This window comes from Ectobacillus sp. OTK, from assembly GCF_059698935.1.
In genome coordinates this window covers 820,856-837,960 of sequence record NZ_AP048547.1, presented here as the reverse complement: position 1 = coordinate 837,960, position 17,105 = coordinate 820,856, and the positions used below count along the sequence as shown (strand labels likewise).

Annotated in this window: 14 protein-coding genes; 5 read left to right on the top strand and 9 right to left on the bottom strand. The window is 41.4% G+C overall.

Going from position 1 to position 17,105, the window contains the following annotated elements:
* Positions 1–229: 229 nt before the first annotated feature.
* Both AC6HZ4_RS04175 and AC6HZ4_RS04170 read right to left on the bottom strand, forming a co-directional pair.
* A complete protein-coding gene (locus AC6HZ4_RS04175) occupies positions 230–1,618 on the bottom strand; it encodes a sensor histidine kinase (protein ID WP_497493781.1) in 1,389 nt (462 codons plus the stop codon).
* Positions 1,608–2,282 (bottom strand): response regulator transcription factor, encoded by a 675-nt coding sequence (locus AC6HZ4_RS04170; protein WP_497493780.1) that lies wholly within the window; start codon positions 2,280–2,282, stop codon positions 1,608–1,610. Before AC6HZ4_RS04170 ends, AC6HZ4_RS04175 begins: the two co-directional genes overlap by 11 nt.
* Positions 2,283–2,454: 172 nt before the next feature.
* Between AC6HZ4_RS04170 and AC6HZ4_RS04165 the strand changes: the two genes are divergently transcribed.
* Positions 2,455–3,636, top strand: a complete 1,182-nt coding sequence (locus AC6HZ4_RS04165; protein ID WP_497493779.1) for a cation:proton antiporter — start codon at positions 2,455–2,457, stop codon at positions 3,634–3,636.
* 44 nt (positions 3,637–3,680) lie between these two features.
* Here the strand turns inward: AC6HZ4_RS04165 and AC6HZ4_RS04160 are convergent, their stop codons facing one another.
* The 4 genes from AC6HZ4_RS04160 to AC6HZ4_RS04145 form a co-directional block, all read right to left on the bottom strand.
* Entirely contained in the window at positions 3,681–4,475 is a 795-nt protein-coding gene (locus tag AC6HZ4_RS04160; RefSeq protein WP_497493778.1) for a hypothetical protein, read from the bottom strand.
* Positions 4,476–4,583: 108 nt separating this feature from the next.
* The gene (locus AC6HZ4_RS04155; protein ID WP_497493777.1) at positions 4,584–5,762 is read right to left on the bottom strand and encodes an ABC transporter permease; all 1,179 of its coding nucleotides are present in this window, start codon (positions 5,760–5,762) and stop codon (positions 4,584–4,586) included.
* Positions 5,701–6,459 (bottom strand): ABC transporter ATP-binding protein, encoded by a 759-nt coding sequence (locus tag AC6HZ4_RS04150; RefSeq protein WP_497493776.1) that lies wholly within the window; start codon positions 6,457–6,459, stop codon positions 5,701–5,703. Before AC6HZ4_RS04150 ends, AC6HZ4_RS04155 begins: the two co-directional genes overlap by 62 nt.
* A gap of 1 nt (position 6,460) precedes the next feature.
* Positions 6,461–7,441, bottom strand: a complete 981-nt coding sequence (locus AC6HZ4_RS04145; protein WP_497493775.1) for an efflux RND transporter periplasmic adaptor subunit — start codon at positions 7,439–7,441, stop codon at positions 6,461–6,463.
* 206 nt (positions 7,442–7,647) lie between these two features.
* Here AC6HZ4_RS04145 and AC6HZ4_RS04140 point away from each other — a divergent pair, with 206 nt between their 5' ends.
* The 4 genes from AC6HZ4_RS04140 (at position 7,648) to AC6HZ4_RS04125 (ending at position 13,112) form a co-directional block, all read left to right on the top strand.
* On the top strand, positions 7,648–9,681 hold the full coding sequence (locus AC6HZ4_RS04140; protein ID WP_497493774.1) for a molybdopterin-containing oxidoreductase family protein: 2,034 nt from the start codon (positions 7,648–7,650) through the stop codon (positions 9,679–9,681).
* 318 nt (positions 9,682–9,999) lie between these two features.
* Positions 10,000–11,259 (top strand): S-adenosylmethionine decarboxylase related protein, encoded by a 1,260-nt coding sequence (locus tag AC6HZ4_RS04135; RefSeq protein WP_497493773.1) that lies wholly within the window; start codon positions 10,000–10,002, stop codon positions 11,257–11,259.
* Positions 11,260–11,745: 486 nt separating this feature from the next.
* On the top strand, positions 11,746–12,297 hold the full coding sequence (locus tag AC6HZ4_RS04130; protein WP_497493772.1) for a DUF420 domain-containing protein: 552 nt from the start codon (positions 11,746–11,748) through the stop codon (positions 12,295–12,297).
* Between the two features lie 404 nt (positions 12,298–12,701).
* Positions 12,702–13,112 (top strand): hypothetical protein, encoded by a 411-nt coding sequence (locus AC6HZ4_RS04125; protein WP_497493771.1) that lies wholly within the window; start codon positions 12,702–12,704, stop codon positions 13,110–13,112.
* Positions 13,113–13,220: 108 nt separating this feature from the next.
* Here the strand turns inward: AC6HZ4_RS04125 and AC6HZ4_RS04120 are convergent, their stop codons facing one another.
* The 3 genes from AC6HZ4_RS04120 to xylF all read right to left on the bottom strand — a co-directional run bounded on the left by AC6HZ4_RS04120 (position 13,221) and on the right by xylF (position 17,074).
* A complete protein-coding gene (locus AC6HZ4_RS04120) occupies positions 13,221–14,399 on the bottom strand; it encodes a sugar ABC transporter permease (RefSeq protein ID WP_497493770.1) in 1,179 nt (392 codons plus the stop codon).
* Between the two features lie 3 nt (positions 14,400–14,402).
* Positions 14,403–15,914, bottom strand: coding sequence for a xylose ABC transporter ATP-binding protein (locus AC6HZ4_RS04115; protein WP_497493769.1), 1,512 nt, complete (start codon positions 15,912–15,914; stop codon positions 14,403–14,405).
* A 71-nt stretch (positions 15,915–15,985) separates the two neighbouring features.
* The gene (gene xylF, locus AC6HZ4_RS04110) at positions 15,986–17,074 is read right to left on the bottom strand and encodes a D-xylose ABC transporter substrate-binding protein (RefSeq protein WP_497493768.1); all 1,089 of its coding nucleotides are present in this window, start codon (positions 17,072–17,074) and stop codon (positions 15,986–15,988) included.
* Positions 17,075–17,105: the final 31 nt, after the last annotated feature.

Sequence of the window (17,105 nt, the reverse complement as noted above, 5' to 3'; positions counted from 1 at the left end):
ACTATAAATCGACTAAAAGCAATCACAAACATTCAAAAACAACCATTTAAATACGAAAAATTTTATCGAATTTTATCGAAAAATAGCACATAAACACGAAAACTGTCATAAACAATCGTTTTTTTCTATTATCAGTGACACTTTTGAATGTTTTATACAAAAAAAACTCCCCAACTTAATTGTCAGGGAGTTTAGATTATAGCAATGTGTTATAATTGTCGAGTTTTTCTTATTTCACAGGCAGTCGAACGATAAATGTACTTCCCTCATTCAACTTACTTGTCACACGAATCGTTCCTTGATGAGCATCCACAATCCACTTTGCAATCGATAATCCGAGTCCATGTCCACCCATTTGTCGTGCCCGTGATTTATCCACCCGATAAAACCGATCAAATACCTTTTCACAATCCTCTGGCGGAATGCCCACGCCTGTGTCTCGTACTTGCATAACAAACATCTTATTTTGCTCCGTTCCTTCCGTAGATAAGCTTAGCTGTACTAAACCGTTATTTGGCGTGTATTTAATCGCGTTATCTAACAAAATATAAAGCAGCTGCTTCAGCTTTTCCAAGTCTGCATATAGGTGGATATCAGAAAACGCATGGAATTGGAGACTAATATTTTTAGCAGCGGCAATCGGCTCCAATGAGCGAACGATTGTTTCTGCATGTGTCCGAAACTCAAACGAATCCCGGCGCACTTCAAGTGTACCTGAATCCGAGCGTGCCAGCGTAAGCAAATCACCAATTAGGTTGGCCATTCGTTTTACTTCGTCCTTCATATTCCCTAAAACATTACGGGAAAACGGATCCTCTTCAATTGCTTCCTCCATCTCCAGTGTATCAATAGATGATAGCAAAACGCTTAAAGGAGTGCGCAATTCATGAGAAGCATCCGCCACAAACTCCCTTTGTCTTGCAAAAGCATTTGCAATTGGAATCATCGTCCGTTTCGATAAAAAGTGACTGATAGCTAAAGCAACAATAAAAAATAAAAGACCAATTCCACCAAGGATAAAGATGACCGATTTAAATATTTTTTGTTGCACTGATACATCTTTTCCGATATATAGTGCCCCGACGACTTCATTTTCATAATACACAGGACGTCCTACCATCATAATATGCATCGTGTGATCTTTCTCAATTTCTATATGTCGTCCTTTTGCTATTTCCGGGCGTTTTGTCTTTATATCTGCATAACGAATTTCCTCTCGAGACGGCTTCCAGTTTTGCAAAGTTTGCAGCAAATCCTCCTGCATCCACCGCATCGCCTCATCCCCGACTAAGAGCCCTCCGTTTTCATCTACTACATAATAAAATAACAGGCTTTCATTCGTAAGAACCACATCCTCATTCACTGAACCAGGTCTAGATGATTTCTTGTTCTGGATAAATTCATCCTGAATGACGGAAAGCTCCTTTGTTGCTAATTCCCTCATTTGTCTTTCCTGCTGTGTGAACACGATGTTATATAATAATGCGTACACCACCGCAATGAACAGTACAAGAAACAGCACTAGTACCCCGCTGTACAGCAACGTCAGCCGATTTTGTGTTCGGGAAAATACGTCCTTTGCGGAAAAAAGGTTTTGAAAATAGCTTTTAATCTTCAATTTTATATCCCACCCCGCGGATGCTTTGGATTACATCCTGCTGTCCAAATACATCGAGCTTTTTTCTCAGCAATTTCACAGTAGCATCTACAATTTTCAAGGATACATCAGCATCATATCCCCATACACGATCTAAAATAAGCTCACGCGGCAATACCTGTCCTTTGTTCTGCACCAACAAATCAAGCAAACCAAACTCACGCGGACTAAGCAAAGTCTCTTCTCCGCCCTGCCGAATCACCCGATTTGTTCGATCTAATTCAAACGAACCAATGGAAACGCAGTCACCTACAATCGGCACATAAGCTCGGCGCGTTAACGCCCGAAGCCTTGCCAACAGCTCAGCAAGCTCAAAAGGCTTTACTAAATAATCATCAGCACCTGCATCCAATCCCTCTACACGGTCCTCTACTGTATCCTTGGCCGTTAACATTAAAATAGCACCGGAATAGCCCTCCTTGCGCAAGCGGCGACATACATCCGTACCATCTCCGCCCGGCATCATCCAATCCAAAATCAATATATCATAATGAGAGGATGATGCGTAATCGTAAGCATCTCCGCCTTCTTGTACCCAATCTACTTGATAACCGCCCTTTTTCTTTAACATATGAACAACGAGTTCTCCAAGACGTACATCATCTTCTGCTAAAAGTATATTCATCCAAAACATCTCCTTTTTAGACGTACATTTTTTCATTATACTAACAAGCTTTAATGAAAAAAAGATGAAAGATCCATTACGTTTTATATGGGAGCGTCCAAAGAAAATCAGCATAACCCAAAAAAGAGCGTACATAATAATGGCAGAGTGAAAATAATAAAGGAGCCCTGGCATGATTCATAATTGGATTGTTCTTCTCATGATCGCCGTCGCCACTGTATTTATTTCTGAAAAACTGCGGCAGCCATACCCGACCCTTCTTGTTGTCGTCGGTTTACTCATTGGTCTCCTCCCTATCGAAGCCTTAGCAGAAGCTAAAAGCTATGCAGCCAATGATAAAGTATTTCAAACAACAATTATCATAATTTTTCTCTCCGCTTTATTAGGAGATGCTGCTTTAAAGCTTCCGTTGAATGAACTTGATCGAAATAAAAAATCAATTCTGCTCCTAGCATTCCTCGGAACACTTCTCACTTTTCTCATTATCGCTGCTCTTTCCTATTTTGTACTACGCCTCCCTATCAGACAGGCACTAACATTTGGAGCAGTAATGTCAGCAACAGATCCTGTTTCTGTTCTTAGCATTTTTAAATCGATGGGACTCAATCAAAGGCTATCCATTATTGTAGAAGGAGAAAGCCTTGCCAATGATGGTGTTGCCGTTGTATTTTTTAAAATTGCCATAGTAACAACAATTCTTACTCTGTCAACAGCAGGGGTTGCGGGATTTCAGTTCATAGAAGTAGCGGGCGGAGGTGTATTCGTCGGGGGAATATGCGGTTTTCTCGCTTCGCGTATCACCGCCAAAATTGATTCCTATCTTGTGGAAATCGGAATCTCCATTGTCCTATTTTACGGCTCCTTTACATTGGCTGAAATCTTTCATCTTTCCGGCGTCATTTCTATCATCACGGCAGGGCTTATTTTTGGATCGTATGGTAAAAAAATCGGCATGTCGGATTTAACACATAAAAGAATGGACGGATTTTGGGAGGTTATCGCCTTTCTCTCTAACGCCCTTATTTTTTTAATGATCGGTTTAGAGGTAGCAAACATTGATTTTTTAGAAAAGGGATCTCTTATTTTTGGAAGCATTTTGATTGTATTAGCGGCACGCTTCATTGCGGTGTACGCAAGCTTGATGTTTGAACCCAGCATCCCTAAGGTGTGGAAACCCATCATTGTATGGGGTGGTCTAAAGGGCTCTTTATCAATTGCTTTAATTTTAAGCTTGGCCCCTGAGTTTGAAGGGCGTTCTCTTCTGCTCACAATGACGTTTAGCAATGTTGTATTTTCCCTTTTGATTCAGGGAACAACAATCGGAGCACTCGTAAGGCGTCTTGGCGTGAAATAAAGGGCAGCCGCTCTGCCCTTTATTTCAACTCTATATAAAAACTTTCACTCAACATATACATTCCCATCTAGAAGCCATGGTACAAATTCTACATTTTCTGCTTGATCAGGAAACTTGTCTTTAATCACCTTCGCAAGCTCCTCCATACTGCTGCCCTCCTTATAAATGCCTAGCTGCTCAGCTACGCTCCTTATCTTCGCTTCTTGCACCTCATTGAACAGCTGAAATAATTCCTTTCCGTACATCGAAATACCGAGTTCTTGCGCCTGTGCAATTAATTTTGCTTCCGATACTTCCTGTGCTATTGCCTCCAGCTCTTTCTGGGCTGTCTCAATCCCTAACGACTTAGCCTCGCTCATCAGCTTCGTACGATATAGTTCCTTAGCGTCAGCATTCGTATCCTTACCTGCGGCATTAACTCCAAACACTTCCTGTATTATTCTTTTTTCCGCTAATTCCTGTGTTAACACAGAGAGGCTTTTTCCTTCCGCGAAGATTCCCAGCGTCTCAGCTTCCTTTTTTAGCTTTATCTTATAAATTTCCTCGGACAGTTCTCCCGTCCCTTTTCCATCTGTTTCAATGCCAAGGCTCTTCGCTTCTGTTCGCAGTTTCTCATCCTGGCTCTCTCTCTCTAAAACAAGAACATCCTTTCCCTCCGTGCCAATTCCGAGCTTCGCTGCTTCTTCCTTTACTGCGTTTTCATCTACAGTATGCGTATCCTGAACATTCATTTCGGCAGCCTGCGCATCTTCTTTCTTCTCTGTTGAATCAAAGTTCCCGCCAGCAGTCCCAAGTGTGAGAACTGCACCTACGGCAAGCAGCAATCCTTTCATTTTCATCCCTCTCCCTTCCTGCGATATCTCACATCTATTTATCCAATAAAACAGCTTCCTCTTAAAAAGCAAGAAACGAAGCGCCGCACCAGGCAAACGCTTCGTTTTTTCTATTTACCCATGTCGAAGCGCTTGAATTGGATGCAGCTTCGATGCTTTATTTGCTGGGAATACTCCAAAGATAACTCCTACGACAAGAGAGAATAAAAAGGCTAGCAGCATTACATTCGTAGAGTAAACAACTGTCATGCTTGCGGCAGCAGAAAGAATCTTTGTGATTAGAAGTCCTAATCCTACTCCGATTAAGCCTCCCATTGCACTTAACACAACTGCTTCAATTAAAAACTGCAACAAAATATGCTTTCGCTTCGCACCAATTGCTTTTCGAATCCCAATTTCCTTTGTTCTCTCAGAAACAGATACGAGCATAATGTTCATAATGCCAATACCGCCTACTAACAAGGAGATACTTGCAATTCCTCCCAGCAGCAGCGTCATTGTGCCTGATACAGAGCTCATTGTGTTCATAACATCCTGTTGATTGACTACACTATAGCTGTCTGATTTATCAGGGAACAGATTTCCTAATAATCGATTCGTTTGCATTTGGGCGAATGTAAGTGTCTGTGCATCCGTTGCTTGTATATATAATGTTTGAATCGATGTGCTTTGAGTTACACGCTGCGCCGTACTAATCGGCATGATAATCGTAGAGTCTCCCGATTGACCAAGTGAGCTGCCTTTTGACTCAAGAACACCGACAACCTTATAGGATGTTCCATTTACTTTGATTGACTCTCCGACTGGGTCGGAAGCCCCGAACAGCGTTTGTGCTGTCGTTGCACCAAGTACAACAATTTTCTGTCTGTACTCTACATCCATATCTGTTATAAAGCGCCCTTGGCTCACCGTCATATCTCGGATCGTTTGATACGCTTCCGTTGTTCCTGTTAATGACACTTGCGTGGATGTTTTTCCATTTTTCACTGTTACACGCCCCGATACAGCTGGGGCAGCATCTGAAACACCGTTTAACTCCGTAAACTGGTCTACATCATCCAGCTTGAGCTTAACCTCATCTGTGCTAATGATATTGACAGTGAGTAAATTTGTTCCGAGACTATTAATTTGATCTGTTACCGATTTACTCGATCCTTGCCCAATCGCAACGAGTACAATTACAGAGGAAACACCGATAATAATACCGAGCATTGTAAGAAAGGCGCGCATCTTATTGCTCTTGATACTGCGCATTGCCATTTTGATAGATTGTGTCAAACCCAAGTAGCTCACCTCCAACCTCTGCTAGCTGCTTTTCTTCAAATAGCTGTCCATCCTGAATACGCACTCTGCGCTTTGCCTGGAGTGCAACCTCGGGGTCATGCGTAATTAATACAATTGTGTGACCTTGTTCATTTAAATCCTGCATAACCTTCATAATTTCCTTGCTCGTTTTGCTATCTAATGCACCAGTTGGCTCATCGGCAAGCAAAATCGGCGGATTGCCAGCAAGCGCGCGGGCAATTGCCACACGCTGCTGCTGCCCTCCTGATAATTGCGATGGCAAATGCTGTGCGCGATCGCGCAAGCCAACCTTGTCTAATGATTCATAAACTCTATTTTGCCGTTCCTTCGCTGGAACACCGCGATATAAAAGCGGCAGCTCTACATTTTCATACGCTGTCAGCTTGGTTAAGAGGTTAAAGTTCTGAAAGATAAAACCAATTTTATTGTTTCGCACCTCAGCCAATTGGCTATCGTTCATCCTTTCAACCTCTTCTCCGTCAAGGAAGTACCGTCCTGAGTCAGGCCGGTCTAGGCAGCCAATCATATTCATAAAGGTTGATTTCCCTGAGCCGGACGGACCCATGATGGATACGAAATCTCCCTCTTGGACCGTGAGTGACGCTTCATTTAGCGCCATCACAATCTCACCGCCTAACTCATATTTTTTCAACATTTTTTCAATTTTAATGATAGACTTGGTCACCTTAGTCTTGACCTCCTTTACCTGATGGTACGCCGCCTTGCATGCCGCGACCCATACCGCCATTGCCTCCAAGGCCGCCCATCATCATACCTTGACCTTGTTGCTGATTTGTTGAGGAAGATGACTTAACTGCAGGCAATTGTACTGTTTCACCTTCTGTTAAGCCTTCTGTAATCTCAACATAGGTGTCGTTGCCAATACCTGTTTTAACTGTTTTTCGAGAAGCAGATGCTTGTGTATTTGTATTATCAGATGATTTAGAAGCTGTTGTTGATGCTTCTCCTGTTAATACAAATTTTTCATCTCCTTGTGTGCGTACTGCTTCAATTGGTACATATAATACGCCGTCTTTGCTTTGTGTTAAAATGCTTGTTTCTGCTGTCATACCAATTTTCAGATTGTCGGATTTATCTAAATGCACGATTACATTAAATGTTGATACACCATTAGAAGATGTTCCTTCACTCGCTACTGCTGTTACTGTTCCTGTATAGTCTGTATCAGGGAATGCACTTACGGATACTGTTGCTGTTTGTCCAACTGCAACCTTAGAAATATCAAGCTCATCTACACCAACTACTACTTGTAAATCGCTGTAATTTGTAATGTGTGCTACAACTTTTCCTTCTTGTACTTTGTCACCGGCTGCCACATTCATAGCGGTAATAGTACCTGCTGCTGGTGCTGTAATTGGATCAGTATCGCCTGTAAATGTTACGAGCTCTTGTCCTGCAGCTACTACATCACCTGCAGCTACAAGCACTTCATCGACTGTATCGCTTGCCTCTGCTGCAATATCTGCGTTTGTTACAGATTCAAGCGTACCAGAGCCGCTCACATGCACTTCAATTTTTCCATTTTGTACAGTTGCCGTTGATGCTTGTACAGCTTGTACAGGTGTCGAATTTCCCTTTAGGAAGTACCAAGCCCCGCCTCCAGCTGCACCGACTAACAAAATGATAATAATAATCCACTTTTTCAAAATCTTTTCTCCTTCCTGTCTCTCACTTTTTTATTTGAAGGTCATTCCCCTTCTTACATAGTAGAATCGTTCACCTATTTTCCAATCTCATTCCTCTGCTCCTTCCTTAAAATACCTCTAGTCTTGAAACGTAAAATATTTCGTTTCATTTCACTCTGATTTATAATGGTTGTTACACAGCCATCTATCACTGAGGAGGAAATGCCTTGAGCAAAATTGAACGGCTTGTATCCGTTTGTTCTCTTGACTGTCCGGATACTTGCAGTCTTATTGTAGAAAAGATTGATGAAAAAATAGTGAAAGTTACAGGAAATCCTGAGCATCCCGTTACAAAGGGTGTCATTTGCCATAAAGTGCGCCATACACCGGATAAAGTCCACCATCCTGACCGCTTGCTGTACCCATTAAAGCGTATTGGAGCAAAAGGAGAAGGAGCATTCAAACGAATTTCTTGGGAAGAAGCGTATGCAGAAATAAAAGAGAAATTCACTGCCATCATTGATGAACACGGAGCAGAAGCAATCCTGCCGTACAGCTTCTACGGCAATATGGGGGTAATTAATACGGAGGGAATGGACCGCCGTTTCTTTCATCGTCTTGGTGCAAGCCAGCTTGAGCGAACTATTTGCAACGCCGCTGGGTCTACTGGATATATGTATACAATGGGGAAAAGCGCTGGGGTTGATCCAGAGGATACGGTGCACAGCAAGCTCGTGATTATTTGGGGATGCAACTTGCTCAGCACGAATATGCACCAAGCGATGTTCCTAACTGAAGCACGAAAACATGGAGCAAAAATTGTTGTCATTGATGTGCATGAAAACCGCACCGCCAAATGGGGAGACTGGTTTATCCCAATCCAGCCGGGAACAGATGCAGCGCTGGCGCTTGGCATCATGCATGTATTAATAGAAGAAGATTTGTTAGACAAAGCATTCATCGATACGTACACAGTCGGTTTTGAGCAGCTTCGAGAACAAGCTCGAAGCTATACACCAGAAAAAGTAAGCGCCCTGACTGGTGTTAGCATAGAGGATATAAAAAAGCTCGCTCGTTTATACGGAACAACAACACCGTCTTTCATCCGCATCGGTAACGGGTTACAGCATCACGATAACGGCGGAATGATCGTTCGCGCGATTTCCTGCCTTCCTGCTTTAACAGGGCAGTGGGCCCATCAAGGCGGCGGTGCAGTAAAAGGAAATAGCTCATTCAGCTCCTTTAACAGTTTTCTTCTCGAGCGACCAGATTTAATGCCCGAGCCAGCACCGCGCACAATCAATATGAATCAGCTTGGCCGTGCACTTTTAGAGGAAACCGAACCTCCTGTGAAAGCACTGTTCGTCTATAACTGTAACCCAGCACAGGTTGCTCCCGAGCAAACAAAGGTACGGGAAGGTTTGCTGCGCGATGATCTATTCACTGTTGTGCATGAGTTATTTATGACGGATACAGCCAAATATGCCGATCTCATATTACCGGCAACGAGTTCGTTTGAAAATTTGGATTTGTATTCATCCTATTGGCATTTATACATTATGCTAAACGAGCCTGTGCTACAGCCGCAGGGGGAAGCAAAATCAAACTTTACACTATTTAAAGAATTGGCAGAACTTATGGGCTTTGAAGAGGATTGCTTTCAAGACTCGGAGGAGGATATGGTTCGTCAGGCACTAAACAATCCGAAAAACCCGCATCTGCTTGGTATTACCTACGAAGGCTTGCGGCAAAATAAATGGCTGCGTGCGCAAACCGACCACATCGCGCCAGCTTATCAAAATCCGCCAACTCCGTCAGGAAAAATTGAATTGTTCTCAGAGTCGTTAAAACAGCAAGGTCTTCCGCCTCTCCCGGCTCACGTTCCGCTAAAGGATTCCAAATATCCGCTTCGCTTCATACCGGGACCGAATCATCAATTTTTAAATACAAGCTTGGCGAATCTGCCAAAGCTGCAAAAGCTGGAGGGACGGCCTGTTGTGTATTTAAATGAGGAGGATGCAAAATCTCGCAATATCCAAGATGGTGACATTGTAAAGGTATGGAACGACCGCGGCTCCTGTAAACTCTTTGCAAGTATTGGCAAAGCTGTCCTTCCAGGAGTTGCAGTCACACAAGGTCTTTGGTGGGAGGACGAAGAGCTCGGCTACATCTCTGTCAATGCTCTAACACCTGACGCACTTTCTGATATTGCTAATGGGGCTACGTTCTTTTCCGGGACGGTAGAAGTAGAAAAGGCATAATCTAAAAACAAATGGATGTTAAGCTCCTATACGTGATAACTTAATCGATTTATCTGCTAGACTAAGATAATTTATCATAGGCTGCTAGATTTCTTTAGTATTTACAGGCCATTCTAGACACAAATAGGACTACATTCAAAAGGTACATACAGCACCTTTTGAATGTAGTCCTATTATTTTCCATAAAGAACGTTCGTAAAATAGCTTCTTAATCTAGAAATGTATACTTCTTTCCAATATAAAAAAGTAGAGTTAGTATAAATGAACAAGCACTCTCTCTTCTAGCGAATATATATAAGAATAGGAGGTGAAATATTAATGACACAATCTCAACTTACGCTTTCATTGCTCGGAAGCGGCGGCGGGGCCGCAAGAGCAATTCTCTCTCTTCTAAATCAATCCGCACAAGATGAACATGACCCGATCCATTCTTATATCAAACATTGCACGATTCATTTGATTGATATAAAACAAAAGCCGATAACATATTACGAAGCCTTTTGCAGCACACTTCAGGACAAGCTTATTCTTCATGAACTCGATTTATCCGATTTGTCCTTATTCCGCAGCCATTTACAAGCTGCACAGCCAAGCATCGTAATAGACGTATCAAGGGCTGATACCGTTAAAATGCTATCCTGCTGTGATGAATTCGGGGCTTGCTATATTAGTACAGCTTTAGAATCTACAGATGAAAATGAAGCAACTGCACGATTTGGCCTCTTAGAACGATACCGTATTTTTCTGGAAAGCAAGGAAGACTTCAAGAACATAACAAGCATTATTGGTTCCGGTATGAACCCTGGAGTTGTACAATGGATGGCGCTGCACCTCATGCAGCAAGCTCCTGAAGAAAATCCCCTTGCCTGCTACATTGTCGAGCAGGATACAACCTTTTATAAAAATACAGAACTAGTTCAGGAAAAAACGATTTATACAACATGGTCTCCTGAAGGGTTCCTTGATGAAGCCATCCTCAACTACCCTCTCTTCATGAAACAAAAGATTCCCGTTATACTGCATCAGGATGTATATGCACAAGAGTTTAAAGTGACATTAGGAGATATCCAATTTCATGGCTGTCTTATGCCTCATGAAGAGGTAATCAGCTTAGGTCAATGGTTCAATGGAGAGGTTGGTTTTCTGTATAGGGTAAATGACCATACAACGAATATTGTCCGAAGCAATCTTAAAAATTCTGATGATTTATGGAACTATCGACGTAAAATGCTAGTCCCGGATGAGAACGAATTAATCGGTGCTGACCTTGTCGGTGTTCTGCTCGTATATCAAGATAAAGAGCGTTTTATGTACAACACGATCAACAGCAGTTCCATATATGAACGGTATCGCACAAATGCAACATACTTTCAGGTTGCATGCGGTGTTTATGGAGCACTAGCCTCATTAACACTCGATTCATTACCTGTTGGCTGTTATGCTGTCGATGATTTGCTTCGTCAGACATCTTCTCGTTATGGTCAGTATGTATCATACTATATGAAGGATTTCATCATTGGAGAAAATCAAAAAACGGACGGGCTGTTATTTGAGCGCATGAAAAAACTAGATGCATAAGGAAGTTTTACTGATTTCAATACAAAAAGAACGTGAGCAAACTTTGGCCGCGTTCCTTTTATTTTTATCTGTTTCTACAGAAATCATCGTGGGACAAAACAATAGCATCCCTTCAAACTCCCTCTTCGTCCTTCCGATCCTTCTTTAACATATGATAGTATGTAAACAATAGACAAGCTACCGCAAGACCGCTACATATATACTGAAAAAACCTCATCATGTCCATCAAAGCACCTCCGCTATTCTGCAATAAGATATCCTTATTTTCCCTGCTTTTTAAATGATTATGTAAGTTAAACTAGTCAAATCTCTGCTGTTCACAAATTGTTCATATTAGAGAAATAACTTGAGCAAACAACTCAACTTTCGCAAAATCAATCTTGTATAATGAAAACGATACATGCTCGTTACGCTCCCTTGACTTGAGGTTGGAACGACTTGCGTGTATTCTAATAAAGACAAATCTGATAAAGGAGATTATTGCTCATGAACAGCACAAACAATCGTCCAACAACTGGGAAAAATTATACGGCTATTGTCGTTACTCTATCAGTTGTCGTAAACGTATTAATTCTATTGCTATTCTTCTCACCCATTGGATACAGAGGAGAAGTAACCTTTGACATTAAAATTTTCCCGCGCTTAAATGCTATTTTTAACAGCTTTACATTCGTATTTTTACTTGCAGCCTTATATGCCATAAAAAAACGGAATATAACGCTCCATAAGCGTTTTGTACTTGCAGCCTTTACAACAACCATTTTATTTGCTGTTTCCTATTTGACGTATCATTACTTATCGGTTGAAACAACACGTTATGGAGGAGAAGGCTTCATGCGTTCCTTCTATTTCTTTATTTTAATTACACACAGTGTTTTAGCAGCTATTATCGTTCCGCTTGCACTCTTCTCCCTTGTGTGGGGCTGGACCAACCAGCTTGAGAAGCATCGAAAAATCGTGCGCTGGAGCATGCCAATTTGGCTGTATGTTAGCTCTACCGGTGTACTGGTATATCTTTTAATTTCCCCTTACTATTAATACAAGACAGTGCTTCCGTATGGTGGCACTGTCTTTATTTGCAGATAAGTACAAAGCCCTTCCAGCATTCTTTCCATATAAAACATGAGAAATCCACCCTCAAAAGCTTACAATCGGACCATTTATATTCTTTTCTATAACTATAAAACCTGCAGTTTCAAACTCCTATTTCTCTATTTTTTATAGATGAAATTCGCAAAATCACGCTCATGTTTCTCCTTTTCCCTGATTTTACAGCTGAAAAAAGACTATATATGATAAAGACAACTCACCAATTGGCGAGCCTTCAGGCGGAGACAGAGGCGTAGCTGCATTGATACTTTATTTCTAAAATTTCCTGCTATGCCGTATGGCCTTCTAGCTGAAAATTTCTAATTCTTAAAGTAAAAAAGGAGGAACAAAAGATGCAAAATCTGGGAGTATTACAGTTTACAGCTGAAAAAACGTTTCAAAAATTATTTGACACAGCTAATAAGAAGGATGAGGCTATTGCCCTTTTAAACACAATACCTATGATAAAAGATGAGAAGATTTCCAGCTTTTCTATCCAAGACAAGACATATAACGAGAATGATACACAAATTTCTATAATAGCAACCACGGACACAAACAAGACTATTCCGATTCATATCACATTTTCTACTATTCCTGGCATGCTAGAACGGGCACAAAAACGATTTTCCATGCTTCTTGCAAAAAATACAGGGCCTCAGGAGAACAACAGTCAACAATATGAGTCAGCCATCTACGCAACGAGTCTGACTAATCAAAAAGAAGGGATAGTGACGATCCGTCTCCAATGCATCTACAAATAATTAATGGTGAAGGTGTTTGGGTATTTAGAAAAAGCGAAATGGTATGATGCGAACGGAAGATAAATAAAAAAACAGTGCGCCATACCGAGCAGCACTGTTTTTATATCCTTACTTTTTATTTCTGCTTGCAATGTCAAGCCAAACCGCTAAAATCAAGATGCTTCCTTTTACAATGTATTGCCAAAAGGATTCCATTCCCATTAAGGACATTCCGTTATCAAGAGATGTCATAACAAGCGCACCGATAATCGCTCCGAAAATCGTACCTGTACCACCCATAAGAGATGTACCGCCGATTACACAAGCTGCGACAGCATCTAATTCATACATCTGACCTGCTGAAATCGTTGCAGAAGTTAAGCGTGATGTTAGGATAAGAGCAGCAACAGCAGACAGTACTCCTGTGAATACAAATAGAAACATCGTACGGCTTTTAATGTTAATACCAGATAAACGAGCTGCCTCAGGATTTCCGCCGATTGCATAAATATGACGACCAAATGTTGTTTTTGTTGAAATAAAGGTAAAGATTAATGCAATTAGAATAACAAAGATGATTGGAAATGGTGTTCCTTTATAGCTGTTCATCACATAGACAAATGCAATAATAAGCAGACTGAAGAATACAACCTTTGCCATATCTAAACTAAAAGGCGCAACCTCAAATCCGTATCGCTGACGAGACTTACGTTTTCTAAGTGTCGAAATAACCAAAGCTCCAATTGCCAATACGGCTAAAATCATTCCAAAGGCATTTGTGAAATATGCATTTCCAAGCGCTACAAATCCCGGATCAGAAATTGAAATTGTTGTTGATTTTGTAACCGCCATTAATAGACCGCGAAACACCATCATACCGCCGAGCGTTACGATAAAAGCAGGAATTGCTCGATATGCGACAAGCCAGCCCTGCAACAAACCAATAAGAACCCCTGCTACAAGTGTACCCACAACAGCAACAATTGTCGGCAAGCCCATCCAGCTGCTTAAAATCGCTGCAACACCACCTGTTAAACCAACAATAGATCCTACGGATAAATCAATGTGACCTGCTACAATTACGAGTACCATACCGATTGCCAAGATAGCTGTTACAGACATTTGCGTAAATAAGTTAGATAAGTTACGAGCTGTTAAGAATGTATCGTTTAAGAATCCGAATAAAATCCAAATTGCTACGAGTGCAATAATCATAGTATAAGCACGAACATCAAATTTTCCAAAGATATTTTTTGGGTTTTGCTGCTTAATATTCTCTTTTTGAGAAATCACTGCTTTTGCTTCCATTTCTTATTTCCCTCCCGTTGCTGCCTGCATAATATTTTCCTGATTTGCTTCTTCACGCTGTAGCTCCTTTACGAATTTTCCTTCATTCATAACGAGAATACGATCGCTCATGCCAAGAACCTCTGGAAGCTCAGAAGAAATCATAATGATGGCGACGCCTTCTTCTACAAGCTGATTCATTAAGCTATAAATCTCATATTTTGCCCCAACATCAATTCCGCGCGTTGGTTCATCCAAAATCAAAATTTTCGGCTTTGCCATGAGCCATTTTGCTAATACGACCTTCTGCTGATTTCCGCCCGAAAGAGAGCCTACTCTTGTTTCGAGTGATGCAGTCTTCGTTTTTAAATCCTTCGCATATTTTGCACTCCATTTGATTTCTTCGTTTTGATTTATCACGCCAAGCTTGCTGATTGTCGACAAACTAGCTAATGTTGTGTTTGTTTTTACGTCCATCCCAAGCACAAGGCCAAGCCGCTTCCGGTCCTCTGTTACAAGAGCCAAGCCCGCTTGAATCGCAGAGCGAACAGAGTTAATTTTCACCTTTTTGCCCTCGATGAGCACTTCACCTTCTGCTTTTCCTTCATATGCCCCGAACAAGCTCATTACAAGCTCTGATCGGCCCGCGCCCATCAATCCAGCGATACCAAGAATTTCTCCCTTGCGCAGCTTAAAGTTGATATTGTCATTTACCTTCATGCCAGGCTTATCCTTATTCCAAACCGTATAGTTATTTACCTCAAGCACAACTTCCTTTGGTGTGTGCTTTACGTACGGATAACGCTCTGTTAATTCACGTCCTACCATCAAAGCGATAACACGATCCTCATTTGCTTCTTCCCGGTCTAACGTAGCAATTGATTTACCATCCCGTAAAATGGTAATAGAGTCAGATAAGAAAAACACTTCTGGCATTTTATGAGAAATATAAATGCAAGCAACACCTTTTTTCCGCAAATCCTGCAGCAAATTCATTAAAATTTCTACTTCGCTCTCCGTTAGCGCAGCTGTCGGTTCATCCAAGATTAAAATTCTTGTATTCTTAGACAATGCTTTTGCAATTTCTACTAGCTGCTGCTGACCGATACCAAGAGAATGAACTTTCGTTTCCGGGTGAACATCGAGTCCGACAGCCTGCAGCCATTTTTTTGTTTCAGCATACAACTGATCCCATTGAATGGAACCGAACCGCTTCGGTTCTCTGCCAAGAAAAATATTTTCTCCCACCGTCATATCCTTCACGAGAGCCAGCTCCTGATGGATAATTGAGATACCTGCTTGCTCTGCATCTGTAATATTACGGAAATTCATTGTCTTGCCATCGATACGAATTTCACCGCTGTATGTTCCTGCTGGATATAAACCGCTTAGTACCTTCATTAAGGTAGATTTTCCTGCTCCATTTTCTCCACATAGAGAATGAATTTCTCCCTTTTTTACTTTAAAGCTTACTTTATCCAATGCTTTTACACCGGGAAATTCTTTTGTGATGCTCATCATCTCTAAGGCGTACATTATTCCAACCCCCTTACTCTATAAGGGGCGGATTGGACATTTTATCCAATCCGCTTCCCCTTTTACTAGAATTATTGTTTTGGCCATTGATCTTTCGGAACGTTTTTGAATACATCCTCAAGCTTTTTGAAGCCATCTTTAATAACTGTAGACATGATATTGTCTTTCGTAACCGCAACCGGATCAAGCAATACAGATGGAACATCAATTTTGCCGTTCTCTACTTTTTGGTTTGCCTCTACTTGCTCTCCCTTCGCTACACCTACAGCCATTTCTGCTGCTTTTGTCGCGATTTTATCAATCGGCTTATACACTGTCATCGTTTGTGTACCTTCCGCAATACGTTGCAAGCCTGCTAAATCTGCATCTTGACCAGACACTGGAATCTTACCAGCTAAGCCTTGAGCTGTTAATGCTTGGATCGCACCACCTGCAGTTCCATCATTCGCCGCTACAACGGCTTGGATGTTATTTTTATTAGCTGTTAACGCATTCTCCATATTTTTCAATGCTTCTTCTGGCTTCCAATCTTTAGAGTATTGATCATATACGATTTTGATATCGCCTTTATCAACGAGCGGCTTTAATACGTTCATTGCCCCTTCGCGGAATAGCTTTGCATTGTTATCAGTGTCTGCTCCTCCAATGTATGCATAGTTACCTTTCGGCGCTTTATCCACAATTGCTTGTGCTTGCATTTCTCCTACGCGTACATTGTCAAAGGAAACATAGTAGTCTACATCGGAGTTTTTAATTAAACGGTCATAAGAAATAACTTTAATCCCTTCTTTATGAGCCTTTTCTACGATGGCTGCAGAAGCTTCTGCGTTATGAGGTACAACAACAAGAATATCAACACCTTGAGAAATCAGTTGCTCAGCTTGGCTAAGCTGCGTTGCATCATCGCCATTAGCCGAAAGCGTTTTTACTTCTGCACCAAGTTCTTTTACTTTCTTCTCGAATAAAGCTTTGTCTGTTTGCCAACGTTCCTCTTTCAATGTATCCATAGAGAAACCGATTACAATTTTATCGTCTTTTTTCTTTTCCTTGCTGTCTGCTGCATTTTCATTACCGGATGATACAACTCCACACGCGGCAACTGTAGAAGCTAACGTAACTGCTAATGCCCCTTTGGATAAAACATTGAACCATTTATTCATCTGTATGAGTCCCCCTATTTTTTCTATATTT